Source organism: Halomonas sp. AOP5-B2-8 (assembly GCF_052376475.1).
Taxonomy (GTDB): domain Bacteria; phylum Pseudomonadota; class Gammaproteobacteria; order Pseudomonadales; family Halomonadaceae; genus Vreelandella; species Vreelandella casei.
On the sequence record NZ_JBQSVS010000004.1, the window covers coordinates 399,008 to 422,816 of the forward strand.

Below are 23,809 nucleotides of genomic sequence, written 5' to 3' on the forward strand. Positions count from 1 at the left end.
GCCAATATGAACATGCCTCAAAATGAGTTTAAACAGCAGCTGTTAGCGGGCCAGCCCCAAACGGGGATTTGGCTCGGGCTAGCGAGCGCATACTCAGCGGAAATTGCCGCCACGGCTGGCTTTGACTGGCTGTTGCTAGATGCCGAGCACGTTCCTAATGACCTGGGCAGCCTGCTTGCTCAACTGCAGGCGCTGGCGCCCTATAAAAGCCACCCAGTAGTGCGCCCGCCCACGGGCGATGCCGTGCTGATCAAGCGCTATTTGGATATTGGCGTACAGAACTTACTGATCCCCATGGTGGAAACGGCCGAGCAAGCCGCTGAGCTGGTTGCTGCAACCCGCTACCCACCCCACGGTGAACGTGGCGTTGGGCATGTGTTGGCACGTGCCTCGCGCTGGGGGCAGGTGAAGGACTATCTGGCCCGCGCAGATGACGAGATTTGCCTGATGCTGCAGGTAGAGAGCCAGCAGGCGCTGGATAATTTGGAAGCTATCGCCGCAGTAGAAGGGGTCGACGGTGTATTTATTGGCCCCGCCGATTTATCTGCTTCGATGGGGCATCTTGGCAATGCTGGCCACCCCGACGTGGAAGCGGCGATTAGTGACGCTATTCACAAAATTCGCGCAGCGGGTAAGGCGGCAGGGATTGTCACGGTGGACGAACAGGCAGCTCGCGGCTACCTAGCTGCAGGCTGTACATTCGTTGGCGTAGGGATCGATGCTCTGCTGTATGCCAATGCCTTGCGCGGCTTGGCAGAGCGTTTCAAACGCTAGTGTTTGTATGAACGCTGAGCGAAGGACAGGCAAGCGCTTTAATGTGGATATGCCTTCTGCGCTTGCCTGGCTGGGTCGTTAACCTTCAGTCGGCAAAATCCTTCCGGGGTTCATCAGCCCTTTAGGATCAAACAGGGCTTTAACGCCGCTGATGAGTTCACGTTCGATGGGTGATAGCCGAGCCAAATAGGGCGCTTGCTTGGTGCGGCCAATACCGTGCTCAGCGCTGATGCTGCCGTTGAAATCATCGAGCACTTCAAAAAGCCGTTCTTCCAGGTCATGCAGGTGGGCTTTTTTGTCTGTGTCAGCCATGGCGCTGGGCGGCAGAATGTTAAAGTGCAGGTTGCCGTCGCCGACGTGCCCATAGGCAATGATTTCGCACTCCGGGGAGGCGGCCATGATGACCTCACTCGCCTGCGTGACAAAGGCTGGAATCGCTGAAATAGGCACGGCGATATCGGTGCGTAAGTGCTCGCCGCGCCGACGTTGACCTTCCAGCATACTCTCGCGAAACTGCCATAGCTGGGCCGACTGGGTGTCGCTGGCGGCCAGCGCGCCGTCAAGCACCAGCTCACGCTCCATGCCTGTTTCCAGCAGCTGTTCCAGCATCGTCGCTAAATCTATCGGCCCGGTGGCGGCGACTTCCATGAGCACGTACCAAGGGTAGGCGCTTTCCATGGGGTCGCGAAGTTCTGGGGTTGCTTCTATGGCCAGCTCAATGCAGCGGCGCGGAATCAGCTCAAAAGCCGTCAGCAAATCGCAGCAGTCGCGGCGGGCCAAACCGTAAAGATCAATCACCGCTTGTACGGAGGGCAGGCCCAGCAGCGCGGTGCGGTTTTGAGTCGGGCGCGGTGACAGTTTTAACACTGCGCCGGTAACGATGCCCAGGGTGCCTTCGCTGCCTAAAAACAGCTGCTGAAGGTCGTAGCCGCGGTTGTCTTTGTGCAGGGCATTGAGGCCTTCCAGCACGCGCCCATCGGGAAGCACTACTTCCAGCCCGAGTACCAGCTCGCGCATCATGCCGTAGCGCAGCACGTTAAGGCCGCCTGCATTGGTAGCGATATTGCCACCAATCTGACAACTGCCTTGAGCGCCGAGTGAAAGCGGAAAATCGCAGTCATGCTCGGCAGCGGCTAGCTTGACGTTCTCAAGGATGCAGCCAGCGTCCACTGTGATGGTGAAGTTAACCGGGTCAATGGCCCGCACGCTGTTCAAACGTTCCAGACTGATCACCAGTTCCTGGCCGTTTGCGGCGGGCAATGCGCCCGCCACTAGGCCGCTGTGGCCACCTTGGGGCGTCATTGCGACCCCTTGCTGATAACAGCGCCTGACAATCTCAGCAACGTCAGCGGTATTCGCCGGGCGGGCTACGGCCAGCGGCATGCCTAGCGTATCGCCAGCCCAGTCGCTAACGTAGCGCGCCATCGCCTCTGGTTGGCGTATTAAACCGCGCTCGCCAAGCAGGCTGGCGAGCTCGTTTAAAAAGAGTGTGATCGCTGTCATTAGACCTCTTCCTGCCAGGCAGCGCCGTCGGGGAAGGAGTGCTGCGCTTGTGACTGCGCGTGCATGGCAATGCTGTAGCCCGGCGCTTCGGGCACCTGATAACGCCCGCCGCGAATGACGACCGGGTCAATAAAGTGTTCGTGAAGATGATCCACATACTCCAGAACGCGACCCTCAAGGCTACCGGATACCGCAATGTAATCGAAGAGTGAGATGTGCTGGGTGTATTCGCATAGCCCCACGCCACCGCCGTGAGGGCAAATTGGCACGCCGAACTTGGCGGCCATTAGTACCACCAGGATGACTTCGTTGAGCCCGCCCAGGCGTGCCGCATCAAGCTGACAATAGTCGATGGCATCTGCCTGGAAGAACTGCTTAAACATCACTTTGTTATGGCAGTGCTCGCCGGTAGCAACGCCAATAGGCGCAACGCGGTGGCGAATTTCAGCGTGGCCTAGAATGTCGTCAGGGCTGGTGGGTTCTTCGATCCACAGCGGGTCAAATTCCGCTAAGCGGCGCATTTTAGTGATCGTTTCATCGACGTCCCATACCTGGTTGGCATCCATCATCAGCACGTTGTCCCAGCCAATCTCATCGCGCAGCAGCGCTGCGCGGCGGGCATCTTCTTCGATATCGCCACCAATTTTTTGTTTAAAGTGCGTCCAGCCTTCCGCCAGCGCTTCTCTGGCCAAGCGGCGCACTTTCTCGTCGCTGTAGCCCAGCCAACCCGATGAAGTGGTGTAGCCTGGGTAGCCGTCGCGGCGCATTTCGTCTTCACGTTCTGCTTTGCCGGATGACTGGCGGCGTAACAAGCAGATTGCTTCTTCCGGCGTGAGCGCATCGGTAACGAAGCGAAAGTCGAGACAGCGCACCAGCTGCTCTGGGGTCATATCCACCAGCAGCTTCCATACCGGTTTGCCTTCGTGCTTTGCCCACATATCCCACACGGCGTTGACGATGGCCGCCGTGGCTAGGTGAATCGCGCCTTTATCGGGGCCGATCCAGCGTAGCTGGCTGTCACCGGTGATTTCTCGCCAGAAACTGCCCATATTGTCGGTGATGGATGCCAGTGAGCGCCCTTCAATTAACGGCGCTAGTGATTGCACGGCGGTAACTACTATCTCGTTGCCGCGGCCGATGGTAAACGTTAAGCCGTGACCTTCGGGGCTGCCATCATCAGTATGCAGAATGACGTAAGTGGCCGAATAGTCGGGCGCCGCATTCATGGCATCCGAGCCGTCCAGCGTGCGCGATGTGGGGAAGCGGATATCCTGAATTTCGACGCGTGTTATGGTTGTCATTGTGCTCTCCTAATCAGTGCTATGGGTGGCGTAATACTTAGCGGCGCGCTAGGTGGCGCATCAGTTCGCGAATACCGTAAGTCCAGGGCGGCAGCTGATCGCTTCTGCCTACCGTATTGACTAAGGCGCCAAGGGACGGTGTAGCGATGGTGACGCGATCGCCTAGGTGATGGGTGAATCCCTGGCCTTCGCCGTCGCGGTCCTGAATCGGTGAGAACATGGTGCCGAGGAACAGCATGAAGCCGTCAGGGTACTGGTGGTGCTCGCCGATAGTTTGGCCTACTAGGTCCAGCGGATCGCGGCTGATTTCGCGCATATCGCTCTCGCCCTGGAGCAAGAAATCATCGTCTTCTCCTTCAATACGCAGCGATACCTGGCAATTGCGTACGCTATCCATATCGAAGTGATCGTCAAATAGCCGGATGAACGGCCCCAGCGAGCAGGAGGCGTTGTTATCTTTTGCCTTGCCGAGCAGCAGGGCGCTGCGGCCCTCAACGTCGCGCAAGTTGACGTCATTGCCTAGCGTGGCGCCGCGCACCTGGCCACGGCTGTCTACCGCCAGGACAATTTCCGGCTCTGGGTTATTCCACTGAGAGGACTCATGCAAACCCACCGGGGTGCCAAAGCCTACTGAAGACAGCGGCTGCGCTTTAGTAAACACCTCGGCATCGGGGCCAATGCCTACTTCCATATATTGCGACCAGCCACCACGGGCTTGCAGCGCTTCTTTGAGCGCCATCGCTTCGGCAGACCCTGGGGTAATCTTGGAGAGATCGGTGCCAATCAGCGCCTGCAAATCGTCGCGCAGCGCGACAGCCCTAGCCGGATCACCGCCCGCTTGCTCTTCGATTACCCGCTCTAACAGGCTAACGGCAAAGGTGACGCCACAGGCTTTAACGGCCTGTACATCGCAAGGGGCCAGCAAGTAGGGCGCGGTTGGCGAAGGCATCTGGGAGTTGGCGAGCAGCGACTCGACGCTACCGATTGACGGCCCATCTGCGCGTTGCACGACGGACAGCACATCATCGCGTTCCAGCAAATCAGCCATGGTGGGGCCAAACGCGGTGATATCGATGACCTGGCCAGCGTGCACGGTTACCAGTGCGGGGCCGGGGGGCGTGCCATCCAGCCAAACGCGGCCAACGAGCAGCGCTTTATCCAAATCATGGGGAAGAGAGTCAGTCAGGGACAGTGGGTTCATGTGCGCCTCCAGAAAAGTTGGACTAAAGATGTACTAGTGATGAGCAACGAGTGGTTGGTGCGCCATCACCTATCATGTTATGGATATTGTGTTGTATGACAGGTATGCCAGTTCATGGCTCACTTTAGCGCACCGTCCGGTTTCGGGTCGATAGTTAAATCTGCCTAATTGAGATCGGTTTCGCTTAACGCTGCGTGCAAAAATAAAAGTAAAAATCCTAAGGAGAAGGTCATGTTAGACGAGTGGAAAGGCAAGCGAGTCCTCATCACCGGCGCTAGCCGTGGCATCGGCGCGGCGGTGGCTAAGCAGCTAGGTACGCTGGGTGCCCATGTGGCAGTGCACTATCACAGCAGCGAAGCGCCCGCCGAAGCGGTGGCCAAGGCTATCCGCGATGCAGGGGGGGAAGCCTTTACCCTTAAGGCGGACGTCAGCCATTCCAGTGAAACGCAACGGCTTGTCGATGAAGCGGCCAAACGCCTGGGCGGGTTGGATCTGTTAATCAATAACGCTGGTGACATGCTGGGCCGGGTAGGCTTAGACGCGATGGATGATGACCAGTACGACCGAGTGATGGATCTCAACGTGCGCTCGGTGATCATGGCCAGCCGCGCCGCGCTAGCGCATTTTAGGCGCGCAGGACGCGGCAATATCATCCATACCACGTCTATTGCCGCACGTAATGGCGGTGGTGGCGGTGCAGGGCTCTATGCTTCTGCCAAGGGGTTTGTGAGCACGGTGACGCGCAATATGGCGAAAGAGCTGGCCGGCGAGAATATCCGCGTCAATGCCGTCGCCCCCGGTACGATTGCGACCGATTTTCACGAGCGCCACTCCAGCGAGGCGCATTTAGCCGCGGCACGTGCATCGATCCCTATGGGGCGATTAGGCACGTCCGAAGAGTGCGTAGGGGCTTATGTATTTCTTGGAACAGACGCACTGAGCGGCTATGTCACGGGTCAAATCATTGAGGTCAACGGTGGGCAGCTAATGCCATGAGTATGTCATTGCGTAGTGACCCAGGCGCTAAGTGTTATGAGATTGCGATCACCATGGGCGACCCTGCGGGTATTGGCCCGGAAATTATTTGTCGCGCGTTAAAGGCTATGTCTAGCGCCGAACGAGCCAGTGCCCTCGTGGTGGGAGATCCCGCTATTTATCGTCGAGCAGCGGCCAGTGTCGATGCTGAGCTGATGTTTGTGCCGCTCGACCAACCATCCAGCGGTGATCACTGTGTCGCTATCAGCGTAGTGGACGTGCCGGTGGGTGCCGATATCCCGGATGGCCAAATCAGTGCGGGCGCAGGTGATATGGCTTTTCGTTGCGTTCAGGCGGCGGTGAACTTAGTGCAGTCAGGCCGGGCGCAGGTGATTGTTACTGCGCCGCTCAACAAGGCGGCGCTGCATGAAGCAGGGCACCATTACGATGGCCACACCGGCATGCTGGCAGCGCTGACCGGCGCGCCCTCATCGTTCATGCTATTGGCCTCGGAGACGCTTTCGACGCTGCATGTTTCAACGCATGTATCACTGCGAGAAGCGATCGATCGAGTGACGCCTGAACGTATTGTTGCCACCGTCGAAGCCGGCAATGCTCACTTGGTTGCGCTGGGACTAAGTGCGCCACGTATCGCCGTTGCCGGACTCAATCCGCATTGCGGTGAAGGGGGGATCTTTGGTGATGAGGACAGCCGCTGTATTGCGCCCGCAGTGGATCAGCTGCGTCAGCGTGGCTTTGATGTAAGTGGTCCTATTTCTGCTGACACGGTGTTCTACCGAGCCTCTAAAGGCGAGTTCGATTTAGTCGTTGCTCAGTATCATGACCAGGGCCATATTCCGGTCAAACTCATTGCATTCGATACCACAGTGAATGTCAGCCTAGGCCTGCCGTTACAGCGTACCTCAGTGGATCACGGCACCGCGTTCGATATCGCCTGGCAAGGTAAAGCAGATGCTACCAATATGGGGTCCGCGATTGCCTATGCGCGACGTCTCGCCAGTGGCGGGCATTCGTGAGCCCCTGCCAGCTAGCCATTATTGCCGACGATTTGTCGGGTGCGCTGGATGCATCAGCGCCCTTTGCTGCACGGGGAGCCGATGCCCGAGTGATTGTCAGTCTAGAAGCATTAACAGCGACGCTTGATGTGTGGCAAGGGCAAGGGACGTGGCCAGCGGTCATCGCCGTGAATACCGAGTCACGCCATTTGCGGGCCGATGAAGCAGCGTTGCGGGTTTCTAAGGCGGTTCGTCTATTGACACAAGTACGCCCGCAGCAATGGTTTAAAAAGGTGGATTCAACCTTGCGCGGCCAGGTAGTTGCCGAGTGTCGAGCATTGCAAGAGGCCATTGGATATCCACTGCTATTGGCGCCAGCGGTACCGGCTCAAGGGCGCATTGTGCGCAACGCTGAAGTCTGGGTTGATGGCGTAAGCTTGGCCAATACGGCATATCAGCAGGATGCGCGATCATCGCCTCTATTGGGTCCTATTGATGATGCGTTTGCCGCAGGGGGGCTGGCGTTACAGCGCTATCGCCTTGAGAAGGGAAACACGCTTCCTGACGAGAGCTGCATTGTCGATGCCAGCAGCGACGCGGAACTCGCCGCGCTTTACGATGGCGTGCTGAAGCTCAAAAGCTCACGTGTCATGGCCGGCGCAGCGGGATTGGCTATGGCCATTGCTCAACGTCGCTTCGGGACTCCCTGTGCTCAGGCTAGGTCACTGTGCGGGATAAAATCGGTGCTGTATGCCGTTGGCTCCCGGGCTCCTCGTGCCGCGGAGCAGCTTGAGTCGCTGTGTCAGCAGTTACCCAACGTAGCGATTATTGAGGCGTGTGCTACGTCGCTTGATCACCTTGGCGTCGAGGCATGTGTCATCGTGCCTAGTGAAGATGGAACAGTGCGCACAGCGATTGAAGTGGCCGATGCAATGGCGGCCCAGGTGGCTGGCATTATCTCAGCCTGGCATGACGAAGATGAGCACCTGCAATTTCTTACCGGTGGCGATATCGCTATGGCAGTGCTCTCCCAGCAAGGCGCTCGTTATATCACCGTTGAGACTGAGTGGTCACCGGGTGTGGCATTAGGGTGTTTGGATGGTGATGCCCACCGCAGAGTAATGACTAAGGCGGGCGGCTTCGGCGACTCATCACTACTCGTTCGTTTGCATCAGCAGCTTAACCTGAGCGGTGAGTCGAACTAAGTACACAAAATAACGACAGCAAAATGCTCGCCGGGTAGTTGCGTAATTGAGGGTCAGCAGCTAGGTTTCAATCTGGTGGTATGATACGTATACAGTAAGATGATCGGTTTCATCGACTGTTGCCGCTCGCACAATAACCAACAATAAATCTAATGGTTGTGAGGAATACAAGATGAGCTACAAAAGCCAACACCGCCTAACGATGTCCCGTTTGCTAACCGCTACGCTTATTGCCGCTGGTATCAGCGTAGCCGGTGCGGTACAGGCCGTCGAGAACCTGCGTTTCGCCCATGTTTATGAAACCTCCGAGCCTTTCCATAAGTGGGCATTATGGGCCGCTGACGAGATTGAAGAGCGCACCGATGGGCGCTATACCATGGAGGTATACCCCGCTGCCTCGTTAGGTAAAGAGGAAGACATCAACGAAGGGCTTGGGTTAGGCACGGTCGATATCATTTATACCGGCACCCAGTTCGCTGGCCGCGCTTATGGCCCCATCGGCATTGCCGGGGCTGCGTATATGTTCCGTGATTTCGAGCACTGGCAGGCGTTTGCCGATAGCGATCTATTCCAAGAGATTGCTCAGGGCTATCAGGATCAAACCGGCAATGTTCCGCTGGCGCTCAACTATTATGGCGAACGCCACGTCACGTCCAATATCCCCATTAATGAACCCGCAGACATGGAAGGGCTGAAAATTCGGGTGCCCAACGCACCGATGTACATGATGATGCCTCAGGCGGTGGGTGCTAACCCAACGCCCATTTCGTTTGATGAGGTATATCTGGCTCTGCAGCAAGGCGTTGTAGGCGCGCAGGAAAATCCGCTGCCGACTATTCGTGCTAAGGCTTTCCATGAAGTACAGGACTACATCAATCTGACCGGCCACATTACCGATTCGCTTATTACGATTGTTGGCGGGCCGCGCTGGAATCAGCTCTCTGAAGAAGACCGCGAAATATTCCGCGAGGTTTTCCAGGAGGCGGCTGAAAACAACACCAAAGATATTCTGAAGGCCGAAGGGGAGCTGGTTGCCTGGTTTGAAGAGCAGGGTAACACCATCAATGAAGTGGACCGTGAACTCTTCCGTGAGGCCGTTTTACCCGCCCATAACGGCGATGCCGCGACATGGGATCAGGAAACCTACGATCGCCTACAGGCTATCGGCCAGTAATCCAACCCCTGATAACACTCCGCTCTTTACTGAGCGGAGTGTTTGGAGTCCTGTGCCATGAATGATTCGCGCGAGAATTCCCCGCCTATCGGCGACCCGATGGTTGATTTTGAATCTGCTTTCGAGGATGCACCGTTCAAACTAAGTGATTATCGCCTCGAAGACTTTGTCACCTTAACGCTTTTTTGGGCATTGATTTTAGTGGTGTTCGCCCAGTTTTTTAGTCGCTATGTGCTGGGTAGTTCTATTGGCTGGACCGAAGAAATTGCCCGTTACTTACTGATTGGCGTGGGCTTTTTTGGCAGCATCATGGCAGCCCGTAACGGTAGCCACATCATGGTGGAATTCTTCTACCACTACATGCCGGGCTGGCAGGCGCGTTTGCTAGAGCATTTGGTCAACCTGATAAGCCTTAGTTTTTATATAGCGATGGCATGGATCGCCTATCAGTTGGCATCACGCACCAATAGCCTAATGGTGTCGGTGGATCTGCCTAAGAGCATCATCTATTTCACCGTCTGTGCGGCGTTTACATTGATGGCGCTGCGCACCGTTCAGCGGCTTTACTTGAAGTATCTGGGGCGTTCCCTATGACGCTTGAGCTGTGGCTACCCGCGACATCATCTTTATCAAGAGGCCTCCCATGTCCCGATTTTCTGTGATGCGTTGGCAAAAGCCGATAGTGTCTCCGCTGCTGGCGGCACTGGCTATTCTGGGCTGCGTGATTCTACCGCTAATGGGCTACGATCTTGGCTTTTTGTTCTTTGCGCTGTTTACCATGCTGGTGCTGGGCGTGCCTATCGCGGTTAGCTTGGCAGGCGCCTGCTTAATGTTTGTCTTAATCACCGGCCAGGTGCCCAGCATTGTCATAGCACACCGCATGATTAACGGCATTGACAGCTTTCCGCTGCTGGCGATTCCGTTTTTTATTTTTGCCGGCAGCCTAATGAACAATGGTGGCATTACCGAGCGTATTTTCAATTTCGCTAAGGCGCTGATGGGCTGGATGCGGGGTGGCCTTGGCCATGTCAATGTGGGGGCTAGCATTGTGTTCTCGGGCATGTCGGGCGCGGCCGTAGCGGATGCAGGCGGCCTGGGCATGATTGAAGTCAAAGCCATGAAGGATGCGGGATACGATGAAGAGTTCGCCGTGGGAATTACGGCGGCGTCCTCGACCATCGGGCCTATCATTCCGCCTAGCTTGCCGATGGTGATTTACGGGGTTATGGCGTCCGCCTCGGTAGGCCAGCTGTTCGCAGCAGGGCTGATCCCTGGCCTGTTGATGGGCATCATGCTGATGTTGATGATCTTCATCATCTCAAGGCGGCGTGGCTATCAGCGCGATGCCATTTTCTCCATGCGGGTTCTTGGCCATACCTTCAAACGGGCGTTTTTATCGTTGCTGACACCTGTCATTATTGTGGGCGGTATTATCACCGGTGCCTTCACGCCGACTGAAGCCGCGGTGGCCGCGGTGTTTTATGCCTTGCTCCTGGGTGGCGTGGTTTACCGTACGTTGACGTGGCGTAAACTGCTTAAAGTCAGCATGGAAACCATCGAGACCACCGCGGTTATTCTGTTCATTGTGTCTTCGGCATCGATCTTCGCCTGGATACTGACCAGCAATCAGGTGACTCAGAATGTGATCGCCTTAATGGGCCCCTTTGCCGATAGCAAGCTCGCCGTTCTGGTAATGGCCAATATCGTGCTGATTATCGTGGGCTGCTTTATGGAAACGATCGCTGCGATCACCATCTTAGTCCCGGTGCTGTTGCCCATGGCCGTTGCGGTGGGGGTAGACCCTGTCCACTTCGGGGTCATCATGGTGCTTAACCTGATGATCGGACTATTAACGCCACCAGTGGGCATGGTGCTCTACGTGCTTTCCAGGGTCTCTAACGTGAGCTTTGAGCGCTGCATGCGAGGCACCATTCCGTTCCTAATACCCCTGGTGATCTGCCTTCTATTGGTGACGTTCATCCCGGCTATTTCTATGTGGCTACCCACGCTGATATATCGCTAAGCACCGCTGGAGCTGGCGGAATGCCAGCTCCGCTATTAAGACCCGGAGTATTTTATTAATGACTGATACCTCATTAGATTTTCGCGTTACCCACGAGGATCTTGCTCGTTTTATACAGGCGACACTCGCCGCTGTTGGCGCCAATCAAGCCTCGGCGCAGGCGGTGAGCCGCGCGCTGGTCACCGCATCGCGCATGGGGACCGATAGCCACGGTTTGCGTCTATTGCCTCACTATGTGCAGGCGCTTCAAGGCGGGCGCATTAAAGGGGCGCCTAACATGGTGTTTCAGCGCCGCTTAGCGGCCACAGGCTGCTTAAACGCTGACGACGGGCTTGGTCATCTGGCGGGTTATACCGCGATGGAACACGCCACGGCGATGGCTGATGAGGTCGGAATAGGCGCTGTCGCTGTGGGGCACTCATCGCACTTCGGCGCGGCAGGGTGCTATGCGTTAGCCGCGGCTGAACGCGGCTATCTTGGTATGGCGTTCTGTAATTCAGACCCCTTTGTACTTCTGCACGATGGTGCCAAGCCCTTTCACGGTACCAACCCCATCGCTTTTGCAGCGCCGGTAGCGGGTGAGTCGCCGTATCTATTGGACATGGCCACGAGTTCGATCCCCTGGAACCGAGTGCAGCAATTTGGTGCTATTGGCCGCCAGCTGCCCGATCAAGTCGCGGCAGATGCGGCCGGTCAGGTGAGTCGCGTACCTGCTGATATCGCTGCCTTGTTGCCGCTGGGCGGCAGTGATTTCGGCTTTAAAGGTGCCGGCCTAGGCGGCATGGTCGAAGTGCTGAGTTCGATGCTGTCGGGCATGCAGCATGGCTTCAGGTTATTGCCGATGGGCGGGCCGGATATGGCAACGCCGCGGGGTGTCGGGCATTTCTTTCTAGCCATAAAGCCCGATGCCTTTGTTGATGAAGGCACCTTTGCTCAAGGGCTGGCCGCGTATTTGAAAGACCTTCGCGCCCAGCCAGCCTCAAAAAATGCCAGAGTACTAGCACCCGGTGATCGTGAATGGCGCTGCCAGGCGCAGCGCGATGCTCAGGGCGTTCCACTCGATGTTGCCAACCAATTAGCCTATGCCGAACTGGCTGAGCGGCACCGGATTACGCCACTATCTCGGCTTGATTAAAGGCTCAATGAAAAGACAATGGCGAAAAATGCAGTAAAATGGCGGCCAATTCCAGGTTAACGAGGAGCGACTGCCTATGAGCAGATACCGGATTGAGCGCAAAACGCTTTCCGAACAGGTCGCTGAACAGCTTGAGGCGGAGATTCTTGAGGGGCGGCTGAGCGAGAATGATCAGTTGCCCTCAGAAAGAGAGCTGATGGAGCAGTTTGGCGTTGGTAGACCCGCGGTGCGCGAAGCGTTGTTCCATTTGCAGCAGCTGGGATTGATTGCGATCAACAGCGGCACGCGTGCCAGAGTCATTCGCCCTACGGCCGATGCGGTGATGGCGAGGCTTTCGGGGGTGACACGGCAGCTGCTTTCGAAGCCGGCTGGCCAGCAATACTTCCAGGAAGCTCGGGCTACGTTTGAAATATCGCTAGCCCGCTACGCCGCTCGTCACGCCAGCGATGAGGATCTGACGCGGCTGCGTGAAGCCTTACAAGCCAACCGTGATGCTATTGGTGACGAAGCGCGCTTCAAGCGCTCTGATAACGACTTTCATGGTGTATTGGCGAGTATCGGACGTAACCCTATTTTTGATGCTATCCATGTGGCGCTTTCCGAGTGGCTAGATGATCGGCGTGCTCATGTGTTGCAGCAAAAGGATGAAGACAAGGCTGCGACCGCTGCGCACACTGAGATCATTGATGCCATTGAATCACGCGACCCTGATGCGGCCGAGGCAGCCATGCGGCGCCACCTCGACCGTCACTACGGCACGTACATGCAGCTTAAAAGACGCTTGTCTGATACCCCTTAGCTTTCACGCTTGCCGTCGATTAAGCGGGAAACGTTAAACGGATTGCTATCGCGCAGCGCTTCGGGCAGCAGGCCTGCTGGCAAGTCTTGGTAGCAGACGGGGCGCAGGAAGCGATAAATCGCAGCACTGCCCACCGACGTCGTCCGGCTGTCAGACGTGGCCGGGTAGGGGCCGCCATGTACCATCGCATGACCCACTTCCACGCCGGTCGGCCAGCCATTGGCCATAATACGGCCCACGCGACGTTCCAGTGCGGGCATTAGGCGTTTAGCGGCATCTAAGTCGCCATCGTCTAGCTGCAGTGTCGCGGTCAATTGGCCTTCCAATTGCTCGGCCACACGCTGCATTTCATCGCTGTCACGGCACTCAATCACCAGTGATGCAGATCCGAAGATTTCACTCTGCAGCGCTTCTTGAGTTAAGAAGTCGTGGGCGCTAGCGGTAAATAAAGCAGTTTGGCAGCTATGCGGGCCGTCGTTGGTTTGTCCACGCGCGACTTCGTTAACGCAAGCGTTGCCCGAAAGCTCATTCACACCGCTTCGATAAGCCTCATGAATGCCGGGTGTCAGCATCGTTTGGGCTGCGCTGGCTTTTACCGCGTCACCCGCTGTTGCTACGAAGGCGTCAAGGTCAGCGCCTTTAAGGCCAACGACTAGGCCAGGGTTCGTACAGAACTGGCCTGCTCCCATGTTTAGCGATGCCACAAAACTCTCTGCAATCGCAGTGCCGCGAGCTTTCAATGCCTCTGGCATTAGGAACACGGGATTGATGCTGCTCATTTCAGCATAAACAGGAATCGGCTCGGGGCGTGCTTGTGCGGTGGCCATTAATGCAGTGCCGCCGCTACGTGAACCGGTGAACCCAACGGCTTTGATGCGCGGGTCGGCCACTAGCGCCTGGCCAATCTCTTTGCCTGAACCGAACAGCAGCGAAAAGACGCCTTCCGGCAACTCGCACTTAGCAACCGCACGCTGAATGGCGCGACCCACTAATTCGGACGTGCCAGGGTGTGCCGAATGGCCTTTAACAACCACCGGGCAGCCTGCAGCTAGCGCAGACGCGGTATCGCCACCCGCGACGCTGAACGCGAGGGGGAAGTTGCTGGCGCCAAAAACAGCCACTGGGCCTAGCGGGATGTGACGCTGACGCAGGTCAGCGCGGGGCATCGGCTGGCGCTCTGGCAGTGCAGGGTCGTGGCGTACATCCAGCCATTCTCCCGCGCGTACAACAGCAGCGAAAAGCCGTAGCTGGCCACAGGTACGGCCACGCTCGCCTTCAAGACGAGCCTTAGGAAGGCCCGATTCGGCGACACCACGCTCAGTTAAGTCGGCGCCAATGGCTTCAATTTCATCAGCAATGGTTTCTAAGAAGTGTGCGCGTGTCTCAAGTGACGTCTCGCGATACTGATCAAACGCCGCATCAGCAAGTTTGCAGGCCTGTTCCACGTCGGAACGGCTGCCGCCACGATAGCCTGGCTCAAGTACGTCACCGGTAGCGGGATTGATAGCGCGGATCTCATCCTGTGTGCCTGTCACGGTCTGTTGACCGATAAGCAGTGTGCCTTGCAGTGTCATGCTGGTCTCCTATTAAAGGGCATTATTGTCGATCTAGCGTAATACGTAGTGAGGTGATCGGTGTGCTGATCACCTTGTCGCTATTGATTTTATTGGGCGCAAATACTGGGCGTAAATACTTAATTACCGCGCACAGCAGTCAGGTCAGGCAGCCACGTCACGATGCCGGGGAAGGCGATCAGGATAACCAGTACTACAAGCAGCGCGGCGTAGTAGGGCAGCATCGCTTTGACAAGTTGTTCCATGGAAACCTTACCGACGCCGCAGCCGACATAAAGGCAAGTGCCCACCGGCGGTGTCAAAAGACCAATGCCTAAAATGAACGACATCAGCACGCCGAAATACACCGGATCAACGCCTACCGAGGTAACGATGGGCGTTAGCATGGGCGCCATGATGACCATTGCTGGCGTTAGATCCATTACAAACCCCACCAGCAGCAGTAGGCCCGCCACTATCAGCAGCAGTAGGAAAGGATCTTGTGTGATCGCCTGTACCTGAGTGACCAGTGTTTGCGGCACCATATTAATGGTTAAAAACCAGGCAATAACGGTGGCAAACGCCAGTAACAGCAGCACCATACCGGTCAAACGGGCGGTACGGATGAGCATTCCCCACAGCTCAGTTATCTTGAATTCGCGATACACGATCAGCGAGATAAACAGTGAGTAAAGCAGCGCCGCAACGGCCGCTTCGGTGGCGGTGAATACGCCGCCGATAATGCCGCCAATCACAATCACGGGTAGCACCAGCGCCAGCCATGCTGCTTTAAAAGCTTCCCAGAGCACATCAAGACGGAACTTACGGGTTTGGCCAGCATGGCCAATGGTCGCCATGATGAAGGTTGTCGCCATCAGGCCGGCCGCAATCAATATGCCGGGTACAATGCCAGCAATAAACAGGCGGCTAATTGACGTCTCGGTAACAATGCCGAAAAGAATCAACGGGATAGAAGGCGGAATAATGATGCCGATAACCGATGAAACGGTATTGATTGCGGTTGCTTGAGGCGCGGTATAGCCCTGTTTGGTCATCGACGGAATCATCATCGCGCCGGTGGCTGCCGTGTCTGCCACGGCTGAACCGCTAATGCCGCCGAAGAACATGGAGCCGGTAATAGCGACCTGGCCTAAACCGCCGCGTACGAAGCCGACTAAGGCACCGGCTAGGTCCATTAAGCGGCGAGCGATGCCGCCGTTACTCATTACTTCACCGACCAGAATAAAGAACGGAATAGCCAGTAGTGGGAAGCTGTTAACGCCCCGGATAGACTGCTCAATCATGATCGAGAGCGGAATGTCAGACAGTAGCGCCATAATGACGGCGGCAATGCCTAGGCCAAATGCGATGGGCAGGCCAAGTGCCAGGGAGGCGAAAAGAATGCCTAAAAAGATCCATAGCATGATTAGTGATCTCCAGCAGGCGTGATAGTAACGCTAGGCGAGCGAATTTGTTGCACGCTCTGCCAGGCGCGCCAGATAGACACAGCGGCAATAAACACGGCGCAAAGAACTAGCGAAACGTTAATGATATTCCAGGGCACATTGAGAATCGCGGTGCGGCTTGAAGCGCGAGCTATCACCAAGCATCCACCCCAAATGATGACGCCCATTAGCGCGGTGATAACCACGTGCTGGAATAAATACAGCATATGGGCGGCCCGCGGTTTTAGTTTGCGGACCAAAATATCAACTGCAATATGTTCATAGCGGGCAAAGGCCGCAGCTGCGCCGATAAATATCAGCCAGATAAACAGCATTCGCGCCAGCTCATCGGCCCAGGGCAGCGAGCGGTTGAACACTGCGCGGCCGATGACATTCGCTGACACGGAAATGATCAAGGCGACCAGCAAGGTGGCAATCACATGTTCCATCACCTGAGTTAGCCAGCGAAATATTGCCGGGCCGCGACGCTGCTCGGGTTCAATTTCCAACGGTTCGCGTTGGGGGTCATCAAAATATGCCGCGGTATCAGGAATTGGAGTATTGGGTATGTCCATGAGCTTTCCGAAGTGGCGAGTAACGAAAAGGCAAGAGGCCTATGCCTCTTGCCTAACCTCTCAATAGAACGTCTATTCAGAGGAGGTCCTGCAATAGCAGACCGAACATTAGCGTCGGTCTTACCGTCAAGGACGCTTACTTTTCTGTAGACGATTCGGCCATAGAGGATTCAGCAAGACGCTGGAACTCAGCCACTAAATCTTCACCAATGCGCGGTGCCCATTCGGCGTAGACCGGCTGTACGGCTTCTTGGAAAGCAGCAATCTGCTCGTCATCAAGACGCGTGACTTGCATGCCGCGCTCTTCAAGCTGGTCGCGCGCCCAGTCGTCGTATTCGCTAGAAAGCAGAATTTCATAATCGGCTGCCTGCAGTGCGGCTTCCTGTACTAGCTCTTGATACTCGGGGTCGAGCCGATCCCAGGTACGCTGAGACATCATCTGGATGAACGGCGTGTAGACGTGACGAGTTTCCGAGCCGTAATCCTGCACCTCATAGAAGTTGGAGGTCAGAATGGTGCTCCATGGGTTTTCTTGGCCATCAACGACGCCCTGTTCCATCGCAGAGAAAAGCTCACCGAAAGCCATGGGGGTAGGGTTGGCGCCCAGCGCTTGCCAAATGGCCAGGTGCACCGGATTTTCCATGGTACGCACCGACAGACCACGTACGTCTAAGCCTGCGACGTCTTCAGGCGAGGAGACTTCCCGCGCGCTGTTAGAGAGCTGACGGAAGCCGTTTTCAGCGAAGGCCAGGGCTTTAATGCCAGTGCCATCAAACGCATCGAGCATCTCTTGAGCAGCATCGCTGCGCATGGCTTCAACGGCCGCTTCGCGCGTCGGAAGCAAGAAAGGCAAATCGAAAACGGCCAGTTCTGCTACGTAGCCGGTCGCGGGGGAAGACGAAGGATACGTCATGTCCAGCGTGCCGGTTTGCAGCATTTCCATCATCTGCACGTCATCGCCGAGCTGGCTGTTAGGGAACAGGTTAACGCTGATGCGCCCTTCGCTGCGCTGGTCGAGAATGTCTGCAAAATAACGGCTAGAAATGTATTGAGGCGAGGTCTCTGCCAGCCCCAGCCCCATGCGTATCGTCACCTTGCCGTGGTCACCCACCACCGCGCCTTCAATTTCAGGCGGATCTGACAAATCAGGCGTTTGGGCGTAAGCGATACTTGAGCTGAGCAGGGTGGCACCGGTCACTAACAGGGTGCGCTTCCAGAAATGTTGCATTGTATTAGTTCTCCTGGCGAGGTGTTGATGGCTGTGCGCGGCGTACTTCAAGAAACCGGCAAAGCGATAACTGTTGTTGTTTTACGTAAGCGGCCATACGCGTCAGGCAGACATATTCTCCAGAATGCCGTCACTTAGAGCCTAGCCCTAAAAGAAATAGCCCTAAATAAATAGCCCTTAAGAGCGCATCGCTACCGCAAACACTGGAGGTTAATGTGGAACTTTTTTCGCATATGTTCAACATAGACTTTTGTATGTATCGACGCTGGAGGTGAGAACGCGTAACGTCACGGCATTATTTTCTTATTTCTTCACTTTAGGCGTGGAGTGACACCATGGCCAGTTCTCATCGTATTACGTCTGAACAGTTGCGTTCACGCTACTGGTTTGATAATCCCGATCATCCGGGCACCACAGCGCTCTGTATTGAACGCTATCTTAATTACGGCATCACGCTGGATGAGTTAACCAGCGGTAAGCCGATTATTGGCATCAGCCAATCGGGCTCTGATTTAACCCCCTGCAACCGTCATCACATTGATTTGGTGAAGCGCGTTAAAGACGGTATTCGTGCGGCAGGCGGGGTGCCTTTTGAATTCCCCATGCATCCCATTCACGAAAACGTACGCAGGCCTACTGCCGCGCTAGACCGCAACCTTGCCTATCTGGGATTAGTCGAGATTCTGCACGGCTACCCGTTAGACGGTGTGGTATTAACCACCGGCTGCGATAAAACGACTCCCGCGGCGCTCATGGCGGCAGCGACGGTGAATATCCCCGCGATTGTGCTTTCCGGTGGGCCAATGCTTAACGGTTGGCGCGGGGCTGAGCGCGTAGGCTCGGGAACGATTATTTGGGAGCTGCGCAAACGCCTGGCGGCAGGCGATATCGACTACGCGGAATTTCTTTCCCGCGCCAGTGATTCAGCGCCTTCGATTGGCCACTGTAATACGATGGGCACTGCGTCCACCATGAACTCTATGGCTGAGGTGCTGGGCATGAGTCTGCCCGGCTCGGCGGTAATTCCCGCGCCGTATAAAGAGCGCGCAATGGTGTCCTACGATACCGGCACGCGTATTGTCGATATGGTCTGGGAGGACGTGCGCCCACTGGATATCCTGACCCGCGAAGCGTTCGAAAACGCCATCGTTGCCTGTTCTGCACTGGGCGGCTCGTCCAACGCGCCGGTACACATTAACGCCATTGCCCGCCATGCAGGCATTGAACTAGATAATGACGACTGGCAGCGTTTGGGGCATGAAATTCCGCTGCTGGCGAACGTCATGCCCGCTGGCGTATTTCTCTGCGAAGAATTTTATCGCGCAGGCGGGGTGCCCGCCGTTCTGCACGAGCTTAATGTGGCCGGCAAGCTGCACGGCGGGGCGCTGACAGTGAATGGCCGCTCTATTGGTGAAAATCTTCAAGGTCGAGAAACGCAGGATCTTAACGTGATCTGCCGCTACGCCGACCCGCTGGTCGAGCATGCCGGGTTCCTTAATCTTAAGGGCAATCTGTTTGACTCGGCGCTGATGAAAACCAGCGTAATCTCCCGTGACTTTCGCGAGCGTTTCCTAAACGACCCCAACGACCCTGAAGCCTTTGAAGGGAAGGTGGCGGTGTTTGATGGCTCTGAGGATTATCACGCCCGCATTGATGACCCGGCATTAGGCATCGACGCCCGTACTATCCTGGTCATGCGCGGCGCAGGCCCAGTGGGCCATCCTGGCGGTGCCGAAGTGGTCAACATGCAGCCACCGGAGGCGCTAATCAAACAAGGTATCGAATCACTACCGTGTTTGGGCGATGGTCGCCAGTCGGGCACGTCGGGTTCACCTTCCATTCTTAATGCCTCGCCTGAAGCCGCGACCGGCGGTGGTTTAGCGCTGCTTGAAAGTGGCGACCGGATGCGGGTTGATCTCAAACGTGGCGAGGTGCAGCTGCTGATTGAGCCCGCTGAGCTGGACGCACGCCGTGAGCGTTTAGCCCAGCAGGGCGGTTATCGCTACCCAGGCCATCAAACGCCTTGGCAAGAGATTCAGCGCAGCATGATTGAGCCGCTGGACCGCGGCATGACGCTGGAACCCGCAACCAAGTACCGCGATGTTGCCCGTCTGCATCCGCCTAGAGACAATCATTAAAAGCGCGATGTTTTTAAGGGCTAGCTACTAAAGGATTAGCCACTAAAAGGACAGGTATTCGATGAGCCGGTTTAATAACTTATCGCATCGTCAGCAGGGTCTGCTGTTGACCGGTGGCGGTGCGATCATCATGGCGCCCGATGCTTTGCTGATTAAGGTGGCTGATCTTCCCGATGCCGAGATCCTAATGTGGCGCGGCTTTCTTTCGGCGTTGGGCTTTCTGCTTATCGCGTTAATGCGCTACGGCCGCGGCACGCTGGCGGCCTATCGGCGCTGTGGCTGGACCGGTATTGCCGTGGCGCTACTGTTTAGTCTGACGAGCTGTGGTTTCGTGCTGGGCAATCAATATACCAAGGCGGGTAACGTATTGATGATACTGGCCAGCGCGCCGTTAATTGCCGCCGTTCTCTCCTGGATCATCCTCAAAGAGCGTTTGCCCGGACGAACATGGCTGGCCATTTCACTGTGCATGGTCGGTATTGCCATGATCGCGCTTGATGACGTGGGGGCTGGCTCCTGGGTGGGCAACGCGTTTGCCCTAATGGCGGCGTCGACGCTGGCGATTAACTTTACCCTGTGCCGTACGCGCCCAGGGGTCGACATGAGTCCGATGCTGGTCTTTAACGGTATTATTGTCGGCAGCGTTGCCGGGCTGTTTTGGCTGGCGGGCAGTGAAACGACGCTGCCCACGGTCAATCAGCTCTCGGTGGTGGTTCTACTGTGCCTGATCATTTTGCCCTGCGGTGTAACGCTGCTTCAGCGCGGGCCGCTGTATCTTCCTTCGGCCGAAGTGGGCCTGCTGCTGTTGCTGGAAGTGGTGCTGGGCACGCTGTTGGCCTGGTGGATTCTGAAAGAACAGCCCGCCCCCGTGGCGCTATTGGGGGGAGGCTTGGTACTCGGCACTTTACTGGCCAAGGGGCTTTACGAAAGGCGGTTAGAGCTGAGGCAGCGAGCGGCGTTGCAGCTGGATTCGCCCATAACGGCAGACCAGTCAAGTACGCTATGATTGGCAGCCATTGAAATAGGGACCTATCGCAGTGACGTTATCTCTTAGCAAGCCACTGACTCGCCCTAGTATCGCTGAATACCTCGCCGAAGAGATATTTGGCGGTAACTATCATCCTGGCGACTTTGTTCCGCGTGAACTAGATCTATGCGAACGTTTTGCTATCAACCGCTCAGCGGTGCGTAGCGACTTGCGCCAACTGGTGGATGCGGGAATTATCGAACGTATTTCTGGCCATGGCTCTAAAGTGCGTGAGTACTCAGAGTGGCATATTCTTGATGCCCAGGTAACCGACTGGTTAACCCGCTACGCGGCGCCCAACCCTGATATTCAGCGTGAGATTCTCGCTTTTCGTCTTGATGTAGAGCCCTACGTGGCTATGACCGCCGCCAAACGTGCCACCGCCCGCGACCTTGTTGCTATTGAAGAAGCCTTTGAGGGGCTTGGGCAGAATTTGCGCAATGCGACCTGCGAAGAAGAACGTCGGCTGCACAGCGAGTGTGATATCGCGTTTCATGAGGCTATCTTTAAAGCCACACACAATATCGTCTGGGCACAGCTGTCACATATTTTACGGCCCTCCATCTATCTGCTGGTGTCGATGTCTAACCAGAGCGCCTCTGACCCTGAAGACAGTCTTGAACGTCACCGCCAACTGATGGAAAGTATTCGCCTGCGCCGCCCGCGCGACGCTTTTCTAGCAGCACAGGCCGTATTGGCAGGCACCGCAGAGGCGCTTGGGCTTGAGCATAGCGCTAGCTCCTTAGGGCGCAGCGTTGAGCTACCTCATACAGCTCCTTGAGCTCTTTTACCCGTTTTTTTTTCAATTAAGCTTCTGTCATCAAAATAAGGCCTGCATATGTCTGACGTTACCATCGGCTTGGTTGGCGTGGGTAAAATTGCCCGCGATCAGCATCTTCCTGCGATAGCGGCGACCCCAAGCTGCCGTCTTGTGGCCGTGGCTGACCCTCATGCAGCGCTAGACGATGTGCCGTGCCATGCAAACCTGGATGCCATGCTGGACGCGCACCCTGAGATTTCTGCTGTGGCGATCTGCACGCCGGCCCATTTGCGTTACTCCCAGGCACGTGCGGCGCTGCTGCGCGGTAAACACGTGTTGCTGGAGAAACCGCCAGGGGCGACGCTAAGTGAAGTGGAGCACTTGATTACATTCGCTGGCGAACAGGGCGTTAGTCTCTTTGCGGCCTGGCATTCGCGGTTTGCGCCCGGCGTGGCGCAGGCTAAACAGTGGCTGGCAGAGCGCCAGGTTCAACGCGTTATAATCGAATGGAAAGAGGATGTGCGGGTGTGGCACCCGGGCCAAGCGTGGATCTGGCAGCCGGGTGGGATGGGCGTGTTTGACCCCGGTATTAACGCGCTTTCAATAGCCACTGAAATACTGCCCCAGCCGTTCTTCTTGCGCCAAGCGCAGCTGCTAGTGCCCAGTAACGCTCAAACTCCGATTGCTGCAGAGTTAGCCTTCACCGACCCGCGCGGCGCGGTAATTGAGGCGAATTTTGATTTTCGCCAAACCGGTCCGCAAATCTGGGATATTCATATCGACAGCGACGGCAGCCGTTTGAGCCTCACTCAGGGGGGCTGTCGTTTAGAAATTGATGATGAGCTGATTATTGAGGCCGAGGAACGTGAGTACCCCGGGCTTTACGCGCACTTTGTAGATCTTGTAGCAAACGGGCGTAGCGAGGTGGATGTAGCCCCGCTGCGCCAAGTCGCTGATGCTTTTTTATACGGCCATCGCGATACGACCGACGCATTTATTGAGTGAGTGTAGCGTCAGTTGCCTGCAGCGATGCCATTGCGCTGCAGGCAGCTGTCGTAAGCCTGAGGAACGAAGCTTTCTTCCCCCACGTCGCTTTTCGCCTGTGAAAGAAACTCGCAAAGCGGCGGCAGCATACTCGATGTTAGCTGATAAGACGTTAATGTTTCAGCGAGATAGCGCATGTCTTTATCAGCGTTACCGAGGCTGAACTGCAGTTTGGTACATTCTCTTTGCAGTACCCATTCCATTACGGGCGCCAGCATGGCGCTGTTAGCACCGCCTTGAGAACAGATTTCCAATATTTTTTGCTGGGGAACATCCATGGCGGCGGCCATGGTGGCGGCTTCGCTCACCAGCGCCGCTGCACCTAGCGACAGGAAATTATTGATTAACTTTAGCTTGTGCGCAGAGCCCACCTTGCCAACGTGGAAGATATTTTCGGCAAAGCTTTTAATCACCGGAGTGAGGCGCGCCACCGTGGCATCGTCGCCCCCCAGCATGACATTGAGCCGGCCTTCACGCGCCTCGCGAGGCGTTCGCGCGAGCGGCGCATCCACTAACATGACCCCTTGCTGCGCGACTTTTTCGGCAAGGCGTTCCGTCGACTCAGGGTGTGCGGTAGAGCAGTCGACAATAATTAATCCTTCATGACTACCCGCGAGTAGTCCATCGGGGCCGGTCACGATCTCGTTCACCTGTTCGGATGTTTTGACGCAGATAAACACAATGTCATTGTTTTTGGCCATCTCCGAAGCACTGCTTACGTCTACCGCGCCTTCAGCACAGAGTGCCTCTAAGGGGGCGCGGTTGCGGTTAGCCATAACGCTCAGCGGGTAGCCGTTACGTACGATGTTTCCGGCCATTTCCTTGCCCATTAAGCCGAGCCCAATAAAACCTATGCGTTCCTGTTTCATAATCGCCTCTAAGCAGTTGCTTCAACGTGCCTGTAATAAGGTCAGTGCACCAGAACTAGATCAG

General features: G+C 56.2%; 21 protein-coding genes. 13 read left to right on the top strand and 8 right to left on the bottom strand.

The features are described 5' to 3' along the window. Nucleotides 1–6 precede the first annotated feature (6 nt). Nucleotides 7–774 carry a 4-hydroxy-2-oxoheptanedioate aldolase gene (hpaI, locus tag ACT3RP_RS11980; RefSeq protein ID WP_096277777.1) on the top strand — a complete coding sequence of 256 codons (768 nt, stop codon included), beginning with the start codon at nucleotides 7–9 and terminating at the stop codon, nucleotides 772–774. Nucleotides 775–852: 78 nt separating this feature from the next. Here the strand turns inward: hpaI and ACT3RP_RS11985 are convergent, their stop codons facing one another. From ACT3RP_RS11985 to ACT3RP_RS11995, 3 genes are read right to left on the bottom strand one after another with little or no spacing between them, the layout of a single operon-like run. Next, nucleotides 853–2,277 (bottom strand): FAD-binding oxidoreductase, encoded by a 1,425-nt coding sequence (locus ACT3RP_RS11985; protein ID WP_483393834.1) that lies wholly within the window; start codon nucleotides 2,275–2,277, stop codon nucleotides 853–855. Continuing rightward, complete coding sequence (locus tag ACT3RP_RS11990) at nucleotides 2,277–3,578, bottom strand: L-fuconate dehydratase (RefSeq protein WP_096277781.1); 1,302 nt, start codon at nucleotides 3,576–3,578, stop codon at nucleotides 2,277–2,279. The genes ACT3RP_RS11985 and ACT3RP_RS11990 overlap by 1 nt, the downstream gene beginning before the upstream one ends. A 37-nt stretch (nucleotides 3,579–3,615) precedes the next feature. Further along, nucleotides 3,616–4,779 (bottom strand): fumarylacetoacetate hydrolase family protein, encoded by a 1,164-nt coding sequence (locus ACT3RP_RS11995; RefSeq protein WP_483393835.1) that lies wholly within the window; start codon nucleotides 4,777–4,779, stop codon nucleotides 3,616–3,618. Between the two features lie 231 nt (nucleotides 4,780–5,010). Between ACT3RP_RS11995 and ACT3RP_RS12000 the strand changes: the two genes are divergently transcribed. From ACT3RP_RS12000 to nanR, 8 genes are all read left to right on the top strand, one after another. Then, nucleotides 5,011–5,775, top strand: a complete 765-nt coding sequence (locus ACT3RP_RS12000) for an SDR family NAD(P)-dependent oxidoreductase (protein WP_096277785.1) — start codon at nucleotides 5,011–5,013, stop codon at nucleotides 5,773–5,775. Further along, entirely contained in the window at nucleotides 5,772–6,791 is a 1,020-nt protein-coding gene (gene pdxA / locus ACT3RP_RS12005; protein ID WP_483393836.1) for a 4-hydroxythreonine-4-phosphate dehydrogenase PdxA, read from the top strand. Before ACT3RP_RS12000 ends, pdxA begins: the two co-directional genes overlap by 4 nt. Continuing rightward, on the top strand, nucleotides 6,788–7,975 hold the full coding sequence (locus ACT3RP_RS12010; RefSeq protein ID WP_483393837.1) for a four-carbon acid sugar kinase family protein: 1,188 nt from the start codon (nucleotides 6,788–6,790) through the stop codon (nucleotides 7,973–7,975). The genes pdxA and ACT3RP_RS12010 overlap by 4 nt, the downstream gene beginning before the upstream one ends. Before the next feature lie 172 nt (nucleotides 7,976–8,147). Further along, nucleotides 8,148–9,149 (top strand): sialic acid TRAP transporter substrate-binding protein SiaP, encoded by a 1,002-nt coding sequence (locus ACT3RP_RS12015; protein ID WP_483393838.1) that lies wholly within the window; start codon nucleotides 8,148–8,150, stop codon nucleotides 9,147–9,149. A gap of 57 nt (nucleotides 9,150–9,206) precedes the next feature. After that, nucleotides 9,207–9,743: a TRAP transporter small permease gene (locus ACT3RP_RS12020; protein WP_444625025.1), complete on the top strand. Its 537-nt coding sequence runs from the start codon at nucleotides 9,207–9,209 to the stop codon at nucleotides 9,741–9,743. Nucleotides 9,744–9,792: 49 nt separating this feature from the next. Next, on the top strand, nucleotides 9,793–11,172 hold the full coding sequence (locus ACT3RP_RS12025; RefSeq protein WP_096277795.1) for a TRAP transporter large permease: 1,380 nt from the start codon (nucleotides 9,793–9,795) through the stop codon (nucleotides 11,170–11,172). 58 nt (nucleotides 11,173–11,230) lie between these two features. Continuing rightward, nucleotides 11,231–12,307: an Ldh family oxidoreductase gene (locus ACT3RP_RS12030; RefSeq protein ID WP_096277797.1), complete on the top strand. Its 1,077-nt coding sequence runs from the start codon at nucleotides 11,231–11,233 to the stop codon at nucleotides 12,305–12,307. Nucleotides 12,308–12,383: 76 nt separating this feature from the next. Next, nucleotides 12,384–13,106: a transcriptional regulator NanR gene (gene nanR, locus ACT3RP_RS12035; protein ID WP_096277800.1), complete on the top strand. Its 723-nt coding sequence runs from the start codon at nucleotides 12,384–12,386 to the stop codon at nucleotides 13,104–13,106. Here nanR and ACT3RP_RS12040 read toward each other — a convergent pair. From ACT3RP_RS12040 to ACT3RP_RS12055, 4 genes are all read right to left on the bottom strand, one after another. Further along, nucleotides 13,103–14,680, bottom strand: coding sequence for an aldehyde dehydrogenase (NADP(+)) (locus ACT3RP_RS12040; protein ID WP_483393839.1), 1,578 nt, complete (start codon nucleotides 14,678–14,680; stop codon nucleotides 13,103–13,105). The two genes, nanR and ACT3RP_RS12040, sit on opposite strands and share 4 nt — an antisense overlap. A gap of 119 nt (nucleotides 14,681–14,799) precedes the next feature. After that, on the bottom strand, nucleotides 14,800–16,083 hold the full coding sequence (locus ACT3RP_RS12045) for a TRAP transporter large permease (protein WP_441685425.1): 1,284 nt from the start codon (nucleotides 16,081–16,083) through the stop codon (nucleotides 14,800–14,802). A 2-nt stretch (nucleotides 16,084–16,085) separates the two neighbouring features. Then, nucleotides 16,086–16,679 carry a TRAP transporter small permease gene (locus tag ACT3RP_RS12050; RefSeq protein ID WP_483393840.1) on the bottom strand — a complete coding sequence of 198 codons (594 nt, stop codon included), beginning with the start codon at nucleotides 16,677–16,679 and terminating at the stop codon, nucleotides 16,086–16,088. Between the two features lie 136 nt (nucleotides 16,680–16,815). Then, the gene (locus ACT3RP_RS12055; RefSeq protein WP_096277809.1) at nucleotides 16,816–17,907 is read right to left on the bottom strand and encodes a TRAP transporter substrate-binding protein; all 1,092 of its coding nucleotides are present in this window, start codon (nucleotides 17,905–17,907) and stop codon (nucleotides 16,816–16,818) included. Nucleotides 17,908–18,242: 335 nt separating this feature from the next. Here ACT3RP_RS12055 and ACT3RP_RS12060 point away from each other — a divergent pair, with 335 nt between their 5' ends. The 4 genes from ACT3RP_RS12060 (at nucleotide 18,243) to ACT3RP_RS12075 (ending at nucleotide 22,837) form a co-directional block, all read left to right on the top strand. Continuing rightward, nucleotides 18,243–20,045: an IlvD/Edd family dehydratase gene (locus tag ACT3RP_RS12060; protein WP_096277811.1), complete on the top strand. Its 1,803-nt coding sequence runs from the start codon at nucleotides 18,243–18,245 to the stop codon at nucleotides 20,043–20,045. 61 nt (nucleotides 20,046–20,106) lie between these two features. Beyond that, nucleotides 20,107–21,051, top strand: coding sequence for a DMT family transporter (locus ACT3RP_RS12065; RefSeq protein ID WP_483393841.1), 945 nt, complete (start codon nucleotides 20,107–20,109; stop codon nucleotides 21,049–21,051). Between the two features lie 31 nt (nucleotides 21,052–21,082). Beyond that, entirely contained in the window at nucleotides 21,083–21,853 is a 771-nt protein-coding gene (locus tag ACT3RP_RS12070) for a FadR/GntR family transcriptional regulator (RefSeq protein WP_096277815.1), read from the top strand. 57 nt (nucleotides 21,854–21,910) lie between these two features. After that, nucleotides 21,911–22,837: a Gfo/Idh/MocA family protein gene (locus ACT3RP_RS12075; RefSeq protein ID WP_483393842.1), complete on the top strand. Its 927-nt coding sequence runs from the start codon at nucleotides 21,911–21,913 to the stop codon at nucleotides 22,835–22,837. Nucleotides 22,838–22,845: 8 nt separating this feature from the next. Here ACT3RP_RS12075 and ACT3RP_RS12080 read toward each other — a convergent pair whose 3' ends face one another. Continuing rightward, on the bottom strand, nucleotides 22,846–23,745 hold the full coding sequence (locus ACT3RP_RS12080; RefSeq protein WP_483393843.1) for an NAD(P)-dependent oxidoreductase: 900 nt from the start codon (nucleotides 23,743–23,745) through the stop codon (nucleotides 22,846–22,848). Nucleotides 23,746–23,809: the final 64 nt, after the last annotated feature.